This is a genomic window from Gemmatimonadaceae bacterium, from assembly GCA_037721215.1.
GTDB lineage: Bacteria > Gemmatimonadota > Gemmatimonadetes > Gemmatimonadales > Gemmatimonadaceae > UBA4720.
On the sequence record JBBJNV010000020.1, the window covers coordinates 1 to 19,261 of the forward strand.

The following is a 19,261-nucleotide window of genomic DNA, read 5'->3' on the forward strand; positions in this document are numbered from 1 at the left end:
ATGAAAGATTCGATGATGATGAAAGATTCGATGATGATGAAAGATTCGATGATGAAGCGTGACTCGACCATGAAGCGGGACTCGACGTCGAGACAGTAGGCGGAGTAAAATCAGGCCGGATTCACTAATCCGGGAAAGGGAACGCGAGCTGAACATTGGGGGCGGGATAGCCAGTTGGCGTCTCGCCCCCATTGTCGTCTTCGACTCTTGCCCAACTCGCTACACGGTACTTGACGCATAGCTGGTCAAAAAAACTCGCCAGGCCTGTCCGATACTTATCGCCTGCCTGATATCCGTGGGCATAGGTATTCCGGTATCTCTCAGCGAGATGAGGGAATTCGGACTCGATGAAGGGCAGATATTTCGCTCGCGCGGATGATTGGAGTCTGAGTGCACATGCGCCAACGTAGGTGGCGCCAGCTTCCGACACTCGCTTCACCAGAGCCTCGAGGTCCGACGGTTTGTCGGTAATGCCGGGCAGTACCGGCATGCAGTTGATCCCGGCGTCAATACCGGCCTCCCGCAATCGTGCGAGCGCACGGATCCGGGCTTCAGGTGTAGGCGCGCGTGGTTCGATGCGCCTCGCGAGGTCCCGGTTCAACGTTATCAGGGATATATGAACGCTGACGTCAGAGTGCCGTCCAAGACGCGATAACACGTCGATGTCGCGCGTTATCAGCGGGCTTTTGGTAATTATTACTACCGTCAGACCGGGATGATCGGTAAGCACCTCGAGAACTCGGCGAGTCACCCGGAACCGTCGCTCCGCCGGCTGGTAGGGATCAGTTGCCGTTCCAATTACGACAGCATCACCGTTGATGAGGCCCAGATGTCTGTCACTGCCTTGGCGAAGAGCGCGGGCGAGAACCTCGGGCGCGTTCTGTTTCACGAAGATATTCCGCTCGAACGCGAGCCAGGGTGGCGTCTCATCGAAGCGTTGCGCGAGACCGTTATCCATCCGGTCACTGGTTGCAGCTCGTTCCATGACGTAGCGGTGGGCGTAACGCGCATAGCAATAGGCACAGCCGAATGCGCATCCTACGTATGGGTTGATGGACCAGTATCCCATGCCCGTGGTTTCCGGCCCGTTGAGCACGGTTTTCGCCATCGATGAGAAATAGCGGATGTCTTTTTGTTCGCCGATCACCGGAATCAGGCGAGATTCACGCTCGAATGCGTCATCAAAAAGGCTTTGCTGACGGATGGCTCTGGCTTTCGCCGAAGGTCTGATGCCCGGGCTCATACCCGAATATATCCCGAAATGCCCCCGTATGCGATATTGGCTGTTACATTCTCGCGCGCGGCTTCAACCACTCCCACACGTCGCAAACGGAGGCGAGAAATATGGCCGAGCTGTTATCTGATATCGCTATTCAGCGTGAGTTGGGCAGTCTTGTGGGTTGGTCCCGGAAAGGTGACGTGCTCACAAAGACCTACCAGTTCAAGCAATTCAGGGATTCTATCGCGTTTGTGAACCGGGCCGCGGATGCTGCCGAGTCGGCGGAACATCACCCTGACATCGACATCCGGTACACGAAGGTGACCGCGGTGCTCAGCACTCACGATTCAGGTGGCATAACTCAAAAGGATATTGACCTCGCTAAAGCGCTGGAAGCTGCGCAGCAGGGGGAGTAGCCGGCACCCCTAACTTCGGCGTCCTCCAAGCACGCGCAGGAGCCCTAGGAAAATATTCAGCAGGTCGAGGTAGATCTGAACCGCCGCCGCGACATAGTCGTTGGGTCCGTAGACATTGCGGATGCGCCAGGTGTCGTACACCAGCAAACCGCTGAAGACAAGCACCGTAACGCCTGCCAGCCACAGGTCCATTGCCGGGTTGCGGAAGAAGAGATTGAGCAGCGAGGTGCCGATAAGCACCCAGAGTCCAACGACGAAGAAGCTGCCCCACGCGCTGAAGTCGCGGCGCGAGACAAATGCGTACCCAGTAAGCACGCCAAAGGCGCCGATGGTTAGAACCGCAGCCTGCGTGATGAGCCCGGGCTGTTGCTGTCCGTAGACGTAGAGTATTGGCGAGATAAAGACGCCCTCCACGAACGTGAAAAGCAGTACCAGGCCAATGTTGGCAGGGAAGGCGTCCTTCGCGCGCAACGCCATTATGAGCGGGGCGAAGGTAGCTGCCATCGCAATGAACGGATGTGCTGCGACTGCCTGCATCAAGCGCGGCTGCGAAAGCGCGAACATCGCGCCCGCGATCGTGAACAGCACACTGACAAAAACGAGCGAGTAGGTACGGCGAACGAGCGTCGCGCGCTCAGCGCCCGTACGAACGAGGGTTCCCGCGGGAAAAGTCACTCCCATCTAACTTGCTCCAGTGGTGGGGATCATGGTGCAATCATACACTGTGAAACGGGCGAGGGTTCGTGAATGACTGCTATTCGGCGCGCGGGGCCTGGATGGTGTCCAGCAACGCCGGCAGGCCGCGGATGGAATCCAGGTAATGCGCCGGTTTGCACGGCGCAAGCTGCTCGCGTGTAAACGGACCCCAAAGCGCGGCGACCGACACCACCTTCGCCGCATTGCCGGCATTGACGTCGTGAGGCGAGTCGCCCACGAACACGGCTTCGTCGGTGTTGTAACCCAGCTCCTGGAGCGCGAGCAGCACCGGAAACGCGTCCGGCTTGTGAGTCTCGCAGGAGTCGGCGCCGATCATCGTCTTCATGTAGCGATCGAGACCGACGTACCTGATGCCGCGCTCCATCATTTCATTGCTCTTGCTCGTGACCAAGCCCATCGGGTGGCCGCGCCGATCGAGCTCGGCGAGCGTCTCCGGTACTCCATCAAACACCGTCGTCAGGCGGTCGTGATGCTCCCTTTGAAACACCCGGTAGATCTGTTGAAACTCCGCTGCCTCTTCCTCTGAGCTGGCGTACGGTCGAAGCTGTTTCGCGAGCGGGGTGCCGATGCCTGCGATCCATTCTTCCACTGTTGGTGCGGGAGTGCGACCCTCGAAGGTGTGCTTCACCGATGCGAGCAGCAGCCCGACCGAGTCGATGAGCGTGCCGTCGAGGTCGAACAGGACGGCGAAGGGGCGAGGCGGATTCATCGCTCTAAAACTATGTTGAAAGTTGGCTCCCTGGTGGGGGAAGCCGAAACTGTCCCGCGGGACGGAGGTAGGTGCGATTCCGTCGCGTGACTCAGTCGCACGCAACTGGCGGTAGCAATGGTGCGCAGCAGCCGTGATATTACCCGCAGGATGCCTACCGTAACGAGAGCAGCGTTCAAGCGAGTCTTCGACGAGACCGGCACCGTAGATGAGGTCGGTATTGAAGAGCGCGTCGCCAAGTTCCAGACGCGGTCGATCAAGAAGAAATCAAAGCTCTGGGGCCTCACCACCGCGGTGTCGATGGTGGATCTTACCACGCTCGAGGGCAAGGATACGCGCGGCAAGGTTGCATCTCTTTGCGCCAAGGCGCGGCGGCCGAGTTCCGACCCTGAGGTTCCGCCGGTTGCGGCGGTGTGCATTTATTCGGCGCATGTTAAAACCGCCGCAAAGCTCCTGGCGGACACGCCTATCAGAATTGCATCTGTCGCGACAGGATTTCCGGCCGGGCAGACGCCGTTGAAAGTGCGGCTGGTCGAAGTGAAGCAAGCCGTTGCCGATGGTGCGGATGAAGTCGACATGGTTATCAACCGCGGGGCGTTCCTGGCTGGCGAGTTCCAGCTCGTGCAGGATGAAATCGCGTCCGTTGTCGAAGCGTGTGGTGATGCCACGCTCAAGGTAATTCTCGAGACTGCCGAGCTCGAGAGCTTCGACAAGATTCGTGCTGCGTCGTTTCTGGCGATGCGTGTGATCCGCGAAGGGGACTTCATCAAGACCAGCACCGGCAAGGCGTCCGGTTCTGCCACGCTTGGCAACACCCAGGTGATGCTCGAGGCGATTCGTGATTTCTACATGGAGACCGGCACTGCGATCGGCATGAAGCCCGCCGGCGGGATAAAGACCGCCAAGCAGGCGCTGCATTATCTCGTGGCGGTGAAGGAGACGCTTGGCGATGCGTGGCTCAACTCGAGCCGGTACCGGTTTGGCGCAAGCTCGTTGCTGAATGATCTGCTGAGGCAGATCGAGAAAGAAAAGACCGGCGCGTATCAGGCGCCCTACTATTTCACCGAAGCGACGGAGAGTTACTGATGGGCACCATCAAGTCAGTCCCGAAGCCTGTTGCAAAGGGGTCGCGGCAGCTCTCGACCAACGGCTCTCGCCATGGAGGCAGGGCACCGGTTCCGCAACTCATTTTCGGTGATCTGTGGGAATACGATCCAGCGCCCGAGACCGCTGACCCGAAGATCAAGCCACAATACGAGCTGTACATCGGCGGAAAGTTTGTTGCGCCTCGCTCCGGGAAATACTTCGACTCGATAAATCCTGCGACCGAAAAGGTCGTTTCGCGCATCGCGCTCGCCAACGCGGAAGACGTCGATGCGGCGTATCAGGCCGCGAAGAAGGCGTACGACAACGTGTGGTCGAAGATGCCGGGGAAGGAGAGGGGAAAGTACATCTTCAGGATTGCGCGGTTGCTGCAGGACCGGGCGCGTGAGTTTGCGGTGGCCGAGACGATCGATGGTGGCAAGCCGATCAAGGAATCACGCGATTTCGACGTGCCGATGGCGGCCGCGCACTTTTTTTATCACGCCGGGTGGGCTGATAAGATCGAGTACGCAATTCCGGGTATCGATGTAAAGCCCCTCGGAGTCGTAGGGCAGGTGATTCCCTGGAATTTTCCGTTGCTGATGCTGGCGTGGAAGATTGCGCCGGCGATCGCGATGGGGAACACCGTCGTGTTAAAGCCGGCTGAGACGTCGTCGGTGAGCGCGTTGAAGTTTGCGGAGCTGCTGGAGGAGGCTGAGCTACCGCCGGGCGTTATCAACTTCGTGACCGGTGCAGGTGAGACCGGTGCCGCAGTAATGGGTCATCCGATTGCGGCGAAGGTTGCGTTCACGGGTTCGACCGCGGTTGGCAAGCGAATCATGAAGCAGCTGGCCGGCAACGACAAGAAGATGACGATGGAGCTTGGCGGGAAGGCGGCAAACATCGTGTTCGATGATTCTCCGATTGACCAGGCGGTGGAGGGTGTCGTCAATGGAATCTTCTTCAATCAGGGACATGTGTGCTGCGCGGGGAGCCGGCTGCTCGTACAGGAGACCATCTCCGAGGCGTTCGTCGCGAAGCTGCGGAATCGGATCGATGTCCTGAGAGTGGGCAATCCGCTCGACAAGAACACCGACATCGGTGCGATCAATTCGCGGGCGCAGCTCGACCGGATCACCGAGCTCGTCGAGGCAGGAGTGACAGGTGGTGCAACGATGTATCAGTCGTCGTGCAGCCTTCCGGGGAACGGGTTCTGGTTCAGGCCCACTGTGTTTACCAACGTGACGCAGAGTCATCGGATAGCGCAGGAGGAAATCTTCGGGCCTGTGCTTGCGGTATTGACCTTTCGCACGTTGGAAGAAGCGGTGGAGAAGGCGAACAACACCATGTATGGCTTGTCGGCCGGGGTGTGGACCGACAAGGGGTCGCGGATACTCAAGATGAGCACCGAGTTGAAGGCCGGCGTGGTGTGGGCTAACACCTTCAACAAGTTCGACCCGTCGTCGCCGTTTGGTGGTTACAAGGAGAGCGGGTTCGGGCGGGAAGGGGGAAGGCAGGGGCTGCTCGACTACGTGAAGATCGGTTGATATATGGGATCCCATAGATTGCCGATTACGAAGACGCCCAAGGTTTATGTGGGTGGGGCGTTCATCAGGTCGGAGAGTGGGCGGGTGTTTCCTATCTTTGAAGACGGGAAGAAGGACGGGAAGTTTTTCGCCAACGTGCCGCAGTGCACCCGAAAGGATCTGCGGAATGCGGTAGAGGCCGCGGCGAAGGCGGGGCCGGACTGGGCAAAGCGGACGCCGTACAACCGTGGACAGATTTTGTATCGGCTCGGCGAGATGCTCGAGTCGCGGGCGGATGAAATGGCTGATGCGATTTCGCGTACAGGCGGGGCTTCGCGGGGAGAGGCGGAGAAGGAAGTCGCCGCTGCGGTTGACCGGCTCATTTATTACGCAGGCTGGGCGGACAAGTACGCGCAGGTCGTAGGGAATACCAATCCTGTAGCGGGGCCGTTCTTCAACTTCACCGTGCCGGAGCCGATGGGAATTGTCGGAGTCATTGCGGCGGATTCGGATCCGTTGCTCGGATTGGTGAGTCTCATCGCACCGGTGATCGTTTCCGGGAACACTGTCATCGCGCTGGCGTCCGAGACGGAGCCGTATCCGGCGATCGTGCTTGGGGAGATGCTGGCGACTTCAGATCTGCCGGGTGGGGTGGTGAATCTGCTGACAGGATTCAGGCGCGAGCTGATACCGACGTTCGCTACTCATACGCACATTCGAGGGGTGAGTGCGGTTGTTGGGGCGGAGGACAGGAAGGAGCTTGGGTTTGGTGCAGCGGATTCGGTGAAGCGGGTGAGGACACGGAAGGCGGAGGAGAAGATCGACTGGCATTCGGAGAAGGCGGAGGGTGTCTACGACATCAAGGACTTCATCGAATTCAAGACGACGTGGCATCCGATTGGGATTTGATAGCGCGAGGCGCAAGCGTTGCGGAATCCATGACACTCTCGACAAGCCCATGATTAACGCAACAAGGAGCGTAGGCGACCTTCATGAGGTTCGTCAGCGGACGGCGAACGCGCCAGATGACTGATACAACTCGGGTGCACAAACGCCGGCTGTGGTCGACCTGGTGGTTCTGGCCGTTCACGATTGCAGGACTGCTGTCGAACATTGTATTGATAATGATAATGACGGCGCGCGATTGTGCGCCGATGAGTGACGCGGCGCGCATCGCGATGCTCCCCGCGTACGCGACGCGTCTTGTCTTCAGCATACCCCTCATCGCGATCTACAGGGTCTTCAAAATCAGCCCGGGATATTCGTTCTTCCCGATAATCTCTCTTCTGTCCATGCTTCCGTTTGTCGGTCTCGATATGTTCATACGCCGAGTGCGCGCACGGGGGCAGGCGCGATAATGACCCGCGCTACTTCCTCTCCGCCACCACCTGCGGACTTACGATAATCGGCACCCCAACCCTGCTCCCCGTCGGCCACATCCACACTTCGAGCGTCATCGTACCCGCCTTCATCGGCACGTACGTGTAGTCCGCCGTCTCCCCGGGTCCCATCTCTGCCGTCGCCGTCCGCTGGCCCTGCAACGCTGCCGGCAAATCTGCGCCATCTCTCGCAATCGGATTCCAGCTCGCAACCGTGGAGTCGTCCCCCAGCCTGAACCTCAGGATGTTATCGGCATGGATGCTCACGGTTCGCAGCCGGTTGGGCTCACCGACGGTCATACGAATCGGCCGCGGTCGATCTCGCCCATTCACGAGCAGAAAAGACGGACCCAACTTGTCAAACACCGGCAAGCCTCCACCCCCAGCGACAACGACGTGGTCGCGCAGTGTGTCCCTCGGCGCATCGCTGACGATGAGCGCGCCATACATGCCTGATCCAATCTGCCTCAACTCATGAAGGTGAGAGTGGTAAGGAAATGTCCCGCTCCGCGGCGGTGTAAACTCAGCGACGAATGAGTCGGCAGGCGCGATCGGCGGCATGATGCGTTTGCCGATGCCGCTGAAGCCCGGCACGCCGTCGGGGAAACTTTCGATCTCCAGTCCATGCCAGTGAACGCCTGTCGGTTCGTCCATGTTGTTCTTCACGACAAGGCGCACCGGCTCGCCCCGTTTCAATTCGAGTATGGGGCCGGGGATCTGCACCGCGTCGCGTGGTGGTGCGGAATCGCTCGTTTGTAGCATGAACCCATATGCCGTCTGGAAGCCGGCCAACCTGCGAGGGCTCTTCTGCGCGAGCAGCCGGATGGTGCGCCGGTTGGTGACGACCGGCTCTTTGTAGCCACGCGCCGGCATGACATGCATGCCGATGACCAGACCGCGCATCTGATGTCCGCCGGGAGAACTCTCGTGCGCGTGGTCGACTGTCTTTGCGGCTTTCTTCCCTCCGGCCTTCGTAGCGCCGGTAGATACCGACGCGAGATGCGCATCCGGTGAGCCGTTCAGCGTGACGTGCTCACCAACATGAGACGCGAAGTGGCAGTGAAATAGCCAATTGCCGGGCGTGGTCGGCAGCCAGGAAATGGACATGGTGCCACCCTGCTGCATGATCTGCATGTTTTGCAGTGCCTGATGCGCGTGCGCGATGGCAGTATCGGCTCGCTCACCTCCACGCCTCGTGACACGAAAGTAAAATCCGTGTAAATGCATCGGGTGCTCGATGGCAGCGGCATTGATCAGCCGCCAGTGAACTGAGTCGCCCTGCGCGAGAGTAAGGCGATCGTTGTGCGGCCATGCCCTGCCATTGAACACCAGCACGCTCTCGAATGGCCGGTCAGGATATGAGTGAAACCACTCTGTCACAAGCCATATCCTGTCACGCGCTTTTCCTGGAGGAGTGCCCGCCGGATCGACGACAAATGCCCCCGTGAGCTGCGAGTCGAGCCAATCGCGGTCTTTCCATGTGCGAAGGCCCTTTAGTACGCCCCAGTAGAAAAACGTCCCGACAGAATCGAGCGCGAACGTGATCCGCCGCGTCGCGCCAGCAGCAAGGTGAAGGGTGTCGTCCTTCGCCGCGGTCGATTGACGGAAGCCGCCCATCATCACGGCCGAGTCGGAGCGGTTGCGCAGGGTCAGATGCACGGTCGTCCCGGCGGGGGCGCGAAGCAACGGTCCCGGAACCTGCGGATGCTTTCCGGGTTCGGCGAGCGCGAGGATTCGCACCACCGGGTCGCCCGTGCCTTCGGCGCGCCACGCGGCTTCGACAATGTCGAGTGAAAGGTCTGACTTCGACCCTGTGTTTGAGTGCCTCTAAACTGCGCCGGCGAGACGCATTGTCAATTCGGAATTGCAGAATCCGATGAAACGCTTCACGTCCGCCGCCCGCGGTATGTTGTTGAACATCACGTAAGTGTCGACGGCCGAGTCTTTGGGAAGCCACTGTATGATCTGACGAAGCTCGGCGTCAGTGTAACTGGCGTACGCGCTCTTGTTCCCATGCAAACGCCAGTAGACCACCTCGGGAGTGACTGACGGCCGAACGAACGGATCGACGGTATGGGTCAGCGCGAGATCGCGACAAAGCGTGAGGATCGTATCGTCGGGCCAGGCACCGCGTGGCTCCCAGAGAAACCGAATTCCACTGGGTCGCTCGATAGCCGCAAAGAATGATCGCATGGCGGTCACGTTATCATCCGTCGCCTTGAAGCTGGGCGGACACTGGAAGAGAATCGCGGTGGCGCGAAGGGCCCGAGCCGCTTCAAGGGTTGTATCCCAGGCCGCGAGAGTCGTGCGATTCAACATGAACCCACCTGCCTCCGCGCGTTCCCGCTCGTCGAACGCGCGCTTCATTCTGCGGTACGTGCTGCTTGTCCCACGATGCGTGATAACCTGCCACGCTTTCATCGTGAATTCGAAGTCAGCGGGCGCCTGACTTCGCCACTTCCCTATTGTCGCCAGCGGCGGCGGATCATAGAAAGTCTGCTGAATTTCCACGACGGGAAACCGCTTGACGTATGCGGCTGCTCCAATCGTAAAACCGCACATCCCCAGCTTTACTGGTATCTCATCGACCCGGTTGAGAAGTCAGCCAACCACCGGCAGACCGCTTATCGCCTTCGCGCTGCTGTCTTGTCGCGCACCGGGCGGAACTCAGATGTCGCCCGGTAGTTCGGCCAGTCTCGCGAATTGGCGAGGTTCATTCCCAATCCGTGCAGCACCGCGACATCCTCGGCGATCCCGCCAAAATTCCACGCCGGATTGTATTCATCCGCGGGCTGGTGATACGCATCCTTTCGATATGTATCATCAGCAAGCTTGCCCGCCGCAGCCCCACCCGTCAGCAGATCAGACCCACTGTCCATGTACAACATCGGCACGCCACGCTTCGCCATCGGGAAATGGTCCGACCGAAAGAAATATCCGGCCTCCGGACTGGCATCGGGCGTGATCACCCGGTTGCTGACGGCAAGTACGGCCTTTAGTCGATCCTCCAGATCGCTCTGCCCGTAACCGACAACGAGCACATCGCGCGCACGTCCTGTCGCACTCAGCGCGTCGATGTTGAACCCGGCAACAGTTGACTCGAGCGGATACACGGGACTGCTCGCATAGTGCTCCGAACCGAGCAAACCCTTCTCCTCAGCGGTCCAGAACGCGAATACCAGTGACCGCTGCGTACGCGGGCCCGCGGCAAATACGCGAGCCAGTTCCAGCACCGCGGCGATTCCTGTTCCGTTGTCGACCGCGCCATTGTAGATGCTGTCGCCGCGAGCATCGGGCGCGCCAACGCCAAGATGATCCCAATGCGCGCCGTACAGTACGGTCTCGTTCGGATGAGTCGTACCGGCCAGACGACCCATTACGTTCTTCGAGCGAATCGTCCGGCGGCGCACCTGATAGCTCGCCGAGAACGTGGCATTGCCGAGCGGCACCGGGCGAAAGTCGCGCGACTGTGCACGCCGCTTGAGCGCCTCGAAGTCCTGCCCTGCGGCGGTGAAGAATCGCACTGCATCATCCCGCTGCACCCAACCCTCGAGCAATGGATGCACCTCGGCGGGATTCGCCCGCACGATGTCGAACATCGTGTTTGTGTTGGAGTTCTTGACAGTCGCCCACCCATACGACGCCGGCGCGGTCTCATGTACGATAAGCAGTCCCGCCAATCCCTGTCGCGCGGCTTCTTCGTACTTGTAAGTCCATCGCCCATAGTAAGTCATTGCCTTGCCGCCAAAATCTCCCTGCCCGGTCTCGAAATCAGGATCGTTGACGAGCACGATCCCAACCTTGCCACGCACGCTCTCTCCCTTGAAGTCATCCCAGTTGCGCTCGGCGGCGCGGACGCCATAGCCAAGAAAAACCATCGGTGCATTCCGAATGTCGACGCGCTCCACGTTCTGCATCGACGCGCGCACGGCAATCTGCTCACCCTGTCTCAGTGCGATCGTCCGGCCGCCAACGGTTACCGAGAGCGATGGTGTCCCGGTGATATCTGACTGACTCAGCGGCACTTCCTGGAACCATGAGCCGTTTGGACCGCCAGGCTGTACGCCCGCGGCAATGAGCTGATCGCGAATGTAATTCACCGTCAGCTCTTCGCCGCGCGTCGCGGGGCCGCGGCCAATGAACGCATCAGACGACACTGTGCGAACGTCGGTGGTCATGCGGTCTGCGCTGACGGATGCGCGAACCGGGTCAGTGCCTGAACGCACGGGGGCGGTGCATGCAGTAAGTGCAGCGAAAGCGACAATGACGCGTGACTGCTTCATCATGTTGTGGGTAGAATGAAAGTGGAATGCGCAGTGGCGGAGCTTCCGCGCGCGTCCCGCCGCGGATCGAGGATCATCTAATAGTATCAGGATGTCATCCATGAAGCTCTGCTGGAACGCTGGCGAGCAGGGAATCGGATCGATGGCAATAGAGATCGAGCGCGTCTCGGAAGGTCAACGGTTCGTAACCCGCCTGCTCCCGGAATCGCAAACGCCACTCGGCGCGTCGCATCGAATTCAGCAGCCTTTGACGACCGATCCGGAGGGCGCAGTCAAACGTTGACCGACGTCACTTTCTGGTTGCGGTTCCCCACAAGTTGTCGTCCTGCAGTCTCATGACGAACCCCACCACGCGCCCGTTCGCGCGTGTGAATTCGACAACGACATCGGGCTTCAGCACTTCGTAGATCTGGCCCTTTTCATCGTACACGCCGGGTGCGAACCAGTCTGGTGCGATTCGTACAAGCGCGAACTTTTTCATGTACGGGTCGTCGGGAGTCCATCGGCCTTTCAGAGTGCCGTCCTCGTGCGTAATCGTAAATGCGGACACTTTGCCGGGTTTGCCAGTTGAATCCTGCTCGGTGAATGTGTACTGCCCCAGAAACGGCTTCGCGTCGCCGGCGGGAAGTGTCGTGACGAGCGACGGTTCGACCTCGACGTCAATCGCGACACGTGCCCGTTCCCATTGCATGACCAGCTTGCCGCCACTAATGCGGAGTTCGGGCATCGACCAGGTGAGCACTTCCGTAAAGGGAACCGCGTCGACTTTTGCCGGAAAGCGAATCTGCGTGGCGCTGGAATCGGGATGTTCCATGTGATACTGGCGCACCTTCGGATCCAATACGACCGTCCAGTCGCCCTTTTGCTTCACGACCATCCATACCGAATACTTGCCCTTCGCGACCGGGCGCCCGTTCAACTTCAAATTCCTGCTGACCTCGAGGGTCGTCGCCCAATTGGCGCCAGGCGTCCACACTTCGTCCCACTGGACTGCTTTTGTCCCGAAGAGTGGATCTCGCCCGCGTGCTCGCGGCCGGGAGTACTCGACGGTTAGGGTCGTCCCATCAATCGTCTGTGAGATTGTGCCGATCTCACTCGCGCGAATCTGAGCGACGAGTGGGAGCGGCAGGGTGGCGGACAAAAGCAGAGCGAGGCCAAACCCCATGAGGATTCCCTTATAGAAGGTCACGGTACCGAAACAGAACGAAGCTCCCTCGTTTCCTCAACCAAATTTCGCGTCGATTGCGGCTCGGATCTGCGCGAGCGACCTGCCTTCCCGGTGAAGCCGGACGGCGAGGCGGGCCTGGCCCTGACAGATGAAGCAGTCGCGCGCCATGCCATTTCCCTCGTAGCAGGACAGGAGGGAATAAAAAAGCGGCGGGTCGGTACAGCCGCAGTTACACCGAATTCCATCGATTATCTGGGGGATAGCACGGACCGAATCGAACAGCGGTATGAACTTCGGCGTGGCGGCAAGCTGCTGTTTCGTGAGCACCCTCGCTGCAGTGATCCCTGGTCGTGGTGCAGGATGCGGCAGGATGGAGCGCGCCCATGCATCGCGACGAAAGACAAGCAGCGCTGCGAGAGCCGCTGAGCAGGCGCCAACGAATCGGCGCCGCGTCAGGTCGATATGATGCATGTCGAGCATGCCGATGCGTGTAACGTGCGCGTTATTTCACCGACCAGTCGGTCGTGAGCGCAATGGTGCTCCACGCCATTATCAACTGGCCCTTCGGTGCGCCGGCATCTCTCGACGGGATCAGCCACATCGTCAGACTCTCGAGCGGGGCTGGCAATGTGCTTTGGCGAAGATCGATTCGTGCTACGTCATTGGCCGGATTGTAGGCCATTGCCGCTGCCATCGGCGATTGTTGAGCCTCTTTCTGGATCAGCAGCTTCCACCCGGCGCGGCCGGGAATTGTCTGAATCACATACGTGCCCCTGGGCACGCTCTTACCGCCGATTACCAGATCAACATCCGTTGTGAACTTCGTCGCGTCGTTCGCGCCGGTGCGCCATGGCTTGTCGTACGGAACAAGGCTGTCAGTGAGCAGCTTGCGGCCGCGGAGGTGCGGCTGACCGTAATCGATCTTGATCATCGACGGCTTCGCGGCCGCGCGCGCCACACTGTCCACAAGCGTAAGCGTAACCTGCGTTGTCGCTCGGCCACTTGGAGACGCCCGCATGGGCCCCTGGGCGGCGAGAGAGCCGGCAACAATCGTGGAGCAGGCGAGCGCAAGTGCAGCTGACTGATATCGCATTGATTTGACAGGATAAGGTTTTCTGATCGTCACCACGACCGTCGCAAGCCCCGCGTGTGCGAGATAAAGTAGCGGTAGGGGCGTACCGGCGCCAAGCTGACACGGGGCGGGGTTGGCTGAGCTCGGAAGACGGGAGGAAGCTGTGTCGGGCGGGCGGACTGGTCAGGGGCCGTTCATTGCATAATGTTCACCGTGTCTTTTTTCCAACGGAGAACAGGTGGCTGGTTCACGTACTTCGGCATTGATCGCTGTCGTTGCGGTTTTCGTTCTCGCAGATGCTTCAGCAGCTCAACCGCCAGGGTCCGGCCAGTCGGCGCGCGAGACCCGGATTGGGAACGGACAGTCCTGTCCGGCGGGCACAACGGAGATTCGTCCGGGGATTTGCAGAGCACCGGAAACACCCCCACCCAGCATTCTCGACTATCGCCCCCGGTCCACGCTTGTCACACCGGCGCACATGATACGAGCGGCGAAATATCCCGCAATCGACTACCATGGTCACCCGCAGGATCGGATCAGCACACCCGAAGGGCTGGCGCAGCTCGGTGCTTCGCTCGACAGTCTGAACGTGCGGGTAATGATTGCCGCAGACAATCTGTCGGGTGAGCGGCTACAGCGAGCCGTAGCTGCAATTCGTGCATCGCCGCAAATGAAGGATCGCGTGCGCGTTCTTGCGGGGGTCAACTTCAGGGACGTGGGACCGGGCTGGGCCGGGAAAGCCGTGAAGCAACTCGAGGCCGACATCGCTGCCGGCGCCGTCGGCCTCGGAGAAATATCGAAGGGTCTCGGGCTTTCGATCAAGAAAACAGATGGAACGCGCTTGCGCATCGACTCTCCCGATCTCGACCCGATCTGGGAAGCGTGCGCCCGGCTCCGTATTCCGGTGTTCATCCACACGGCAGATCCGCAGGAATTCTTCAAACCAGTCGTGGATTACAGCAATGAACGGTGGCTCGAACTGTCGCTGTTCCCTGGCCGACGCTATCCGCCGGATCATTTTCCGAGCTTCGATGCGCTGATTCAGGAGAGGAACAATCTTTTTCGCAGGCATCCAAAAACGACTTTCGTCGCAGCGCACATGGGGTGGCACGCCAACGACCTCTCGCGACTCGGCAAATTGCTGACGGAATTTCCAAACGTTTACACCGAAGTCGGTGCCGTGCTGTATGACATTGGCCGGCAGCCACGGGCCGCGCACGACTTCTTTGTGAGGTATCAGGACCGCATCCTGTTCGGTAAGGATTCATATCAGCCCGACGAATATCCGTACTACTGGCGCGTCTTCGAGACGCGTGACGATTACTTCGACTATTACCGTGACTATCACGCGTCCTGGCAGTTGTACGGGATAGATCTCCCCGACACGGTCCTGAGGAAGGTGTACTACCAGAACGCACTGAGAATCACGCGCGCACTTCCGAGAGGTGCCTGGTCGCGATGAGCTAAGCGCTTGCAGCGGCCACGATGCCGGGTTCCGTAGCCATCCGGCACGCGCCGAGCATGTGATCAAACGCAGGCGGGAACCAGGCCGTAAATGATTCCGGCTGAGTTGTCAGCCAATCCCGGATGTCGTTCACACTAACCCACCGCCACTCTTCGACTTCCGCTGAATCGTGTCCTGGTACATTGCTCGTCGACCCGACATAAACGTGATCGAACTCGTGTTCCATCAAAGCCATATCAAGCGATGCCTGATAGAGGAAACTTGTCACCCAGGTTAGATCACAATCTAATCCCATCTCCTCGTTGAGACGCCGTCTTGCCGCCTTCGCAGATCGCTCACCGGGTCGTGGGTGACCGCAGCACGTATTCGACCAGAGGCCGGGGCTGTGATACTTCGTCTCAGCACGCCGCTGAAGCAGGCAACGGCCATCGTTATCAAATACAAAAACCGAGAATGCTCGATGAAGTGCTCCAGTTCGGTGCACCTCGAGTTTCGGCGCCTCACCAATCTCGATGTCGGTGTTCGATACGAGTATCACCCGCTCCTCGTTGTCGATCATCCTGTAGCGCGGACCAAGGCAATCTCCGGTGCTCCGCCGCGCAGAGCTGACATCGACCCGCGCACGGAGGGCCACGCGGCAGGGGCGCCTTCGCCATGCTCGGCGACAAATGACAGAATGCCATCCAGCAGGCGCTCGACCGTCTGTTCCAGGTCCGCTGCCGTTGCAGATTGCGCGTCGACGACCTTGCCCGCAGCTAAAAATGCGTGGGGGGCGGGCGCCGACAGTGGCTCGAGATGGATGCCCAGAGGCAGGATATCCGCCGCCGGAAGATGCCTCGCAAAAAGCTCGATACCTTTTTCAAAGCCGAGCGGTCTGACGTGAGACGGCCAGATGCGGCCTTGCGGAAAGTAGGCGACCACCGAATCGGGACGTCGCTCGAGCCGTCCGCGTAACGAGCGGACGCAGCGAGCAACGCTCGTGGGGCTGCCCGGATCGATTCCCACGCATCCAAGCAGGCGAAACAGCGGCCGGCGCCCGAGTTCTGACTCCAGCATCACGGTATTGAGCGGTGCCCCGGGGCGTAGAAGCCGGTGGACTTCGCGCAACAGAAATCCGTCCCACCAGCTCACATGATTGCTGACGAGAATCAGCGGCCGCTTCGAGCCCGCGTTGTCCAGTCCCGTAATGTGGACTGCCGCTATACGGCGTCGCATCCACGGAAGGAACATCGCATCGAACGCACGGAGCGCTCCCGGCAACGGAAGATCGATTGCAGTCAACGGGAAAGAGTCTGCGACAGTGAGGGTCGCCGCTGTTCTCTGTGGCGATCCTCTTCCGAGACGAACGTGACCTCGTGCTCAACCCGTCGTCGCCGGCGCAACCTCACCTGGAGGTCCATCACCGCGCGGGTCGCCAGCAGGGCTTTACGAGGGCCCGAAGTGCGCGCGCGACGCGAGAGGTTGTCGTAGCCGGACTTGCGAATTTCATCGAGGATGCCCCTGTACACATAGCCGGCAACAGCGACAGGTAGCTGAAGTCCCCGCGGAAGATCCAACACCCCCGTAAATCCGGCGCGGTAAGCAGACTCGGCCGCAACGATCAACTCTTCCATCAACGCCGCATACCCGGCGGGGGGCTGGCCAAGGCTGAGCTCGGCCTCCGTCACCTGGTGCGTCCGCATCATATCCGCCGGCAGATAGCATCTACCTGCGCGCAAATCCTCGCCTACGTCGCGAAGAATATTGGTGAGCTGCATCGCGTGCCCCATCGCCTCTGCCCGTCGCAACACAACATGATCCCGAACGTTGAAAAGCTCGGAAATCCAGAGACCCACAACGGAGGCGACACGGTATGTGTATCGCTGCAATTCCAGCATCCCGCCATACCGCTCGCCGCGAAGATCCATCCGCATCCCCTCGGCAAGCTGCTCCGCATAGATGAAGGGAACGCGAGCGCCAGCCATTTCACTCATGACGCGATCGAGCAGGGGAAGACCAGAGGCATAACCGCCGTACGCGCGGCGGGAGAGCTCCATCCACTCATCGAGCAGCAAGGCGGCGGTGACTGGATCGGTGGCCGGATCGTCCACCAGATCGTCGGTAAATCTGCAATACGCGTAAACGCGAGTAACACGGTCGTCGGCACCACCAGGAAAAAACCGCGTCGCGAACCGAAACGAGCGGCTGTTCCTCGCCAGATATGCGTTCTCGCTCGCCGAAGGGATCAGCTTTGCAATCAGTTGCGGGCTGGGGCGCAGCACGGAAGGCGATCGAGCCGTGGAAACGCTGAGAGGCAGGAAGGTCGGGGGGGCATTGGCAGGCGATGTGATCCGAGAGACACCGGCGGTCCATCGAGCTGCTGCTACCTCCTCTCGCTCGACCGCTTCTCCAGCACGGCGACGCCAGCCCCCTAACATTTCGATGAGGGTAGCGCTGTCGCCAAAGTGGCTCACGATTTCTCTGGTGACAGCATCCACCTCTTCTTCGTACTGACACAGGCAGCATCGAAGTGCGGTTTGTCCCGCCGACTCGACATGCAATGCGCGCATAAGAGAGTCTGGCTCAGCACCAAATGCCTCAACGCCAAGCTTGGCGAGCGGCCACGTCCAGTGCCCTTGTGCGTAGTCGACCAGAGCGGGCTTCCCGGTATCGGTCGCGGGCGCAAGATCCAGAAGGTCGTCCAGCATCTGATAGACCAGGCCTACCCGGCATCCTATTTCGTGATAGGCCAGGACACGCTCGGGGGCGCAGAGCGAGGCACCAAGCGCTATTGCACAGCCGATCAGCTCTCCAGACTTTCCGCCCGCAATCGCAGAGTATTCCTCAAAGCAGAGGACCCGGCCAGTCGCGCGTGCCTGTGCAAGTTCTCCGGCGACTGTCCGCTCTACGGCGCGGGCAAAGAGCTCGACGAATGATGGGCTGCCCGTTCGCACAGCGTATCGATACGCCGTCGTGAGAAGATGATCCCCCTGCACGAGCGCAGCAGCTGCACCGCGCGTGGCAACAACGGTCGGAATACCTCGCCGCACCGCCGCACCGTCCACAACATCGTCGTGAAGAAGCGATGCTTCGTGCGCGAGCTGCACCGCCATCGCGCCAAACCAGAACTCAGCTGGCGGCGGCGCGGCGGAGAGCGAACGCCAGCCTGACAATGCCACCACCGGTCTGATGAGCTGTCCCTCCAACTGCGCGACAGCCATTCCCTCCGATTCGGCCCACTGGGCAATCGACTGGAGCGCACCACGAGCCAGGCCCGCGTCGGTTTGCGTCTTTCTTACGATCTGAGGGATGAATGTCGCAATCATGGTCAGGTCGCCAGCCGGGTTGACTGATCGGTTGAGATAACGTTGGTATCGGCACCCATCGATCGAGGCCTCGTGTTACCGAGCCATCGCCCGACAAGGAAGGCAGCGAGTAGCGCGACGAGCGCAGCACCGACGGCCGCCCACAGACCCGCGGCGACGTTCATGCCCAGGGACAGCGCGAGATTTGCGAGGTAGAACGCGGTGATCCATCGTATCGGCAGGGCCGCTATCCATCGATCCGCACGCAGTAATGCGAGGGCCGCCATCAGTGCCAGGCCGGTTACGTACCAGCCGAAGAGATTGAGCCACGGCATTCCGTAATAGGCGCCGCTCGACGCCCAGACCCAGTATTGAGTTGCATAGCTCATTGCCGGATCGAGACTCAGATCCCAGCTCAGCAACGCAGCCGATCCCAGGAAAACACGAGCCCGCCTCCTCTCGGGAGCAGGCAGAACCGACTGCGCCAACGCATAAGAAGGGACGGCCATGAAAAACCAGCTGAGGGGAATCACAATCGGCACATGCCCGAACCACATGGGGTTGAGCAGTGGGCTATAGCTGTATTCGCCGAAAGGGAGTCCAGTTACCGTGCCCAACAGCTCGCTTGCAAGACTGATCGCATAAAGCACGAAAAAAGACGGTAACCAACGCGTTCCGACGGTGCGGGTGAGGAAGAACGCAAGGACGCCCCACGCAAGCCAGACATGGGCGACCGCAAAAAATCGAAACGCGTACGAGTAGATGCTCGCAGCACCCGGCACATGTCTGATAAGACCCGGGTTGAGGCCAAATGTCGAAAATCCCAGCAGCGTCATAACCGTGAAGGCGGCGAGCGCGATAAGCGCTTTCTCGCTCCACAAATCTGACTTCCGCTGATCCCTCGAGGTTCTCGTTCCGCTCGTGTCGCGCAAGCCGCAGG

General features: G+C 60.0%; 20 protein-coding genes. 7 read left to right on the forward strand and 13 right to left on the reverse strand.

The genetic code is table 11. The annotated features are described in order from the left end of the window. Nucleotides 1–124: 124 nt before the first annotated feature. A complete protein-coding gene (locus WKF55_11575) occupies nt 125–1,243 on the reverse strand; it encodes a radical SAM protein (protein MEJ7760214.1) in 1,119 nt (372 codons plus the stop codon). Between the two features lie 101 nt (nt 1,244–1,344). Between WKF55_11575 and WKF55_11580 the strand changes: the two genes are divergently transcribed. Continuing rightward, nucleotides 1,345–1,635, forward strand: coding sequence for a 4a-hydroxytetrahydrobiopterin dehydratase (locus tag WKF55_11580; protein ID MEJ7760215.1), 291 nt, complete (start codon nt 1,345–1,347; stop codon nt 1,633–1,635). A 9-nt stretch (nt 1,636–1,644) separates the two neighbouring features. On the opposite strand, the gene WKF55_11585 is transcribed toward WKF55_11580, so the two are convergent. Together WKF55_11585 and WKF55_11590 are read right to left on the reverse strand one after the other, a co-directional pair. Next, nucleotides 1,645–2,316: a Bax inhibitor-1/YccA family protein gene (locus WKF55_11585; protein ID MEJ7760216.1), complete on the reverse strand. Its 672-nt coding sequence runs from the start codon at nt 2,314–2,316 to the stop codon at nt 1,645–1,647. Nucleotides 2,317–2,389: 73 nt separating this feature from the next. Further along, nucleotides 2,390–3,061: an HAD-IA family hydrolase gene (locus tag WKF55_11590; protein ID MEJ7760217.1), complete on the reverse strand. Its 672-nt coding sequence runs from the start codon at nt 3,059–3,061 to the stop codon at nt 2,390–2,392. Nucleotides 3,062–3,211: 150 nt separating this feature from the next. Here WKF55_11590 and deoC point away from each other — a divergent pair, with 150 nt between their 5' ends. From deoC to WKF55_11610, 4 genes are all read left to right on the forward strand, one after another. After that, nucleotides 3,212–4,147 carry a deoxyribose-phosphate aldolase gene (gene deoC / locus WKF55_11595; GenBank protein ID MEJ7760218.1) on the forward strand — a complete coding sequence of 312 codons (936 nt, stop codon included), beginning with the start codon at nt 3,212–3,214 and terminating at the stop codon, nt 4,145–4,147. Beyond that, complete coding sequence (locus WKF55_11600) at nt 4,147–5,691, forward strand: aldehyde dehydrogenase family protein (protein ID MEJ7760219.1); 1,545 nt, start codon at nt 4,147–4,149, stop codon at nt 5,689–5,691. Before deoC ends, WKF55_11600 begins: the two co-directional genes overlap by 1 nt. A 3-nt stretch (nt 5,692–5,694) precedes the next feature. Next, the gene (locus WKF55_11605; protein MEJ7760220.1) at nt 5,695–6,579 is read left to right on the forward strand and encodes an aldehyde dehydrogenase family protein; all 885 of its coding nucleotides are present in this window, start codon (nt 5,695–5,697) and stop codon (nt 6,577–6,579) included. Between the two features lie 116 nt (nt 6,580–6,695). Next, on the forward strand, nt 6,696–7,028 hold the full coding sequence (locus WKF55_11610) for a hypothetical protein (GenBank protein ID MEJ7760221.1): 333 nt from the start codon (nt 6,696–6,698) through the stop codon (nt 7,026–7,028). Between the two features lie 9 nt (nt 7,029–7,037). Here the strand turns inward: WKF55_11610 and WKF55_11615 are convergent, their stop codons facing one another. The 3 genes from WKF55_11615 to WKF55_11625 all read right to left on the reverse strand — a co-directional run bounded on the left by WKF55_11615 (nt 7,038) and on the right by WKF55_11625 (nt 11,332). Then, on the reverse strand, nt 7,038–8,789 hold the full coding sequence (locus WKF55_11615; GenBank protein MEJ7760222.1) for a multicopper oxidase domain-containing protein: 1,752 nt from the start codon (nt 8,787–8,789) through the stop codon (nt 7,038–7,040). Nucleotides 8,790–8,876: 87 nt separating this feature from the next. Then, entirely contained in the window at nt 8,877–9,611 is a 735-nt protein-coding gene (locus tag WKF55_11620; GenBank protein ID MEJ7760223.1) for a DUF72 domain-containing protein, read from the reverse strand. Between the two features lie 62 nt (nt 9,612–9,673). After that, nucleotides 9,674–11,332, reverse strand: coding sequence for a M28 family metallopeptidase (locus WKF55_11625; GenBank protein MEJ7760224.1), 1,659 nt, complete (start codon nt 11,330–11,332; stop codon nt 9,674–9,676). Between the two features lie 100 nt (nt 11,333–11,432). On the opposite strand from WKF55_11625, the gene WKF55_11630 reads away from it, so the two are divergent. Continuing rightward, the gene (locus WKF55_11630) at nt 11,433–11,615 is read left to right on the forward strand and encodes a hypothetical protein (protein ID MEJ7760225.1); all 183 of its coding nucleotides are present in this window, start codon (nt 11,433–11,435) and stop codon (nt 11,613–11,615) included. A gap of 6 nt (nt 11,616–11,621) precedes the next feature. Here WKF55_11630 and WKF55_11635 read toward each other — a convergent pair whose 3' ends face one another. Genes WKF55_11635 through WKF55_11645 form a run of 3 tightly spaced genes read right to left on the reverse strand, consistent with a single transcriptional unit; the run spans nt 11,622 to nt 13,593 of the window. Continuing rightward, nucleotides 11,622–12,521 (reverse strand): DUF2911 domain-containing protein, encoded by a 900-nt coding sequence (locus tag WKF55_11635; protein ID MEJ7760226.1) that lies wholly within the window; start codon nt 12,519–12,521, stop codon nt 11,622–11,624. A gap of 33 nt (nt 12,522–12,554) precedes the next feature. Further along, nucleotides 12,555–12,980, reverse strand: a complete 426-nt coding sequence (locus tag WKF55_11640; GenBank protein ID MEJ7760227.1) for a hypothetical protein — start codon at nt 12,978–12,980, stop codon at nt 12,555–12,557. 22 nt (nt 12,981–13,002) lie between these two features. Further along, nucleotides 13,003–13,593, reverse strand: coding sequence for a DUF2911 domain-containing protein (locus WKF55_11645; protein ID MEJ7760228.1), 591 nt, complete (start codon nt 13,591–13,593; stop codon nt 13,003–13,005). Between the two features lie 217 nt (nt 13,594–13,810). On the opposite strand from WKF55_11645, the gene WKF55_11650 reads away from it, so the two are divergent. After that, nucleotides 13,811–15,034, forward strand: a complete 1,224-nt coding sequence (locus tag WKF55_11650) for an amidohydrolase family protein (GenBank protein ID MEJ7760229.1) — start codon at nt 13,811–13,813, stop codon at nt 15,032–15,034. A gap of 1 nt (nt 15,035) precedes the next feature. Here the strand turns inward: WKF55_11650 and idi are convergent, their stop codons facing one another. The 4 genes from idi to WKF55_11670 are packed head-to-tail and all read right to left on the reverse strand — an operon-like array spanning nt 15,036 to nt 19,253. Then, a complete protein-coding gene (gene idi, locus WKF55_11655) occupies nt 15,036–15,596 on the reverse strand; it encodes an isopentenyl-diphosphate Delta-isomerase (GenBank protein MEJ7760230.1) in 561 nt (186 codons plus the stop codon). Next, nucleotides 15,593–16,318, reverse strand: coding sequence for a lysophospholipid acyltransferase family protein (locus WKF55_11660; GenBank protein ID MEJ7760231.1), 726 nt, complete (start codon nt 16,316–16,318; stop codon nt 15,593–15,595). The genes idi and WKF55_11660 overlap by 4 nt, the downstream gene beginning before the upstream one ends. After that, complete coding sequence (locus tag WKF55_11665) at nt 16,315–18,342, reverse strand: squalene/phytoene synthase family protein (GenBank protein ID MEJ7760232.1); 2,028 nt, start codon at nt 18,340–18,342, stop codon at nt 16,315–16,317. Before WKF55_11665 ends, WKF55_11660 begins: the two co-directional genes overlap by 4 nt. Before the next feature lie 2 nt (nt 18,343–18,344). After that, nucleotides 18,345–19,253, reverse strand: coding sequence for a carotenoid biosynthesis protein (locus WKF55_11670; protein ID MEJ7760233.1), 909 nt, complete (start codon nt 19,251–19,253; stop codon nt 18,345–18,347). Between the last annotated feature and the right edge of the window lie 8 nt (nt 19,254–19,261).

Bases quoted from the DNA above. Each gene is read 5' to 3' on its own strand.
- WKF55_11665 (MEJ7760232.1), bottom strand. From the start codon at position 18,342: ATGATTGCGACATTCATCCCTCAGATCGTAAGAAAGACGCAAACCGAC.
- WKF55_11590 (MEJ7760217.1), bottom strand. From the start codon at position 3,061: ATGAATCCGCCTCGCCCCTTCGCCGTCCTGTTCGACCTCGACGGCACG.
- WKF55_11585 (MEJ7760216.1), bottom strand. From the start codon at position 2,316: ATGGGAGTGACTTTTCCCGCGGGAACCCTCGTTCGTACGGGCGCTGAG.
- idi (MEJ7760230.1), bottom strand. From the start codon at position 15,596: ATGATCGACAACGAGGAGCGGGTGATACTCGTATCGAACACCGACATC.
- deoC (MEJ7760218.1), top strand. From the start codon at position 3,212: ATGCCTACCGTAACGAGAGCAGCGTTCAAGCGAGTCTTCGACGAGACC.
- WKF55_11610 (MEJ7760221.1), top strand. From the start codon at position 6,696: ATGACTGATACAACTCGGGTGCACAAACGCCGGCTGTGGTCGACCTGG.
- WKF55_11605 (MEJ7760220.1), top strand. From the start codon at position 5,695: ATGGGATCCCATAGATTGCCGATTACGAAGACGCCCAAGGTTTATGTG.
- WKF55_11580 (MEJ7760215.1), top strand. From the start codon at position 1,345: ATGGCCGAGCTGTTATCTGATATCGCTATTCAGCGTGAGTTGGGCAGT.
- WKF55_11600 (MEJ7760219.1), top strand. From the start codon at position 4,147: ATGGGCACCATCAAGTCAGTCCCGAAGCCTGTTGCAAAGGGGTCGCGG.
- WKF55_11640 (MEJ7760227.1), bottom strand. From the start codon at position 12,980: ATGCTCGACATGCATCATATCGACCTGACGCGGCGCCGATTCGTTGGC.
- WKF55_11620 (MEJ7760223.1), bottom strand. From the start codon at position 9,611: ATGTGCGGTTTTACGATTGGAGCAGCCGCATACGTCAAGCGGTTTCCC.
- WKF55_11630 (MEJ7760225.1), top strand. From the start codon at position 11,433: ATGAAGCTCTGCTGGAACGCTGGCGAGCAGGGAATCGGATCGATGGCA.
- WKF55_11575 (MEJ7760214.1), bottom strand. From the start codon at position 1,243: ATGAGCCCGGGCATCAGACCTTCGGCGAAAGCCAGAGCCATCCGTCAG.
- WKF55_11625 (MEJ7760224.1), bottom strand. From the start codon at position 11,332: ATGAAGCAGTCACGCGTCATTGTCGCTTTCGCTGCACTTACTGCATGC.
- WKF55_11645 (MEJ7760228.1), bottom strand. From the start codon at position 13,593: ATGCGATATCAGTCAGCTGCACTTGCGCTCGCCTGCTCCACGATTGTT.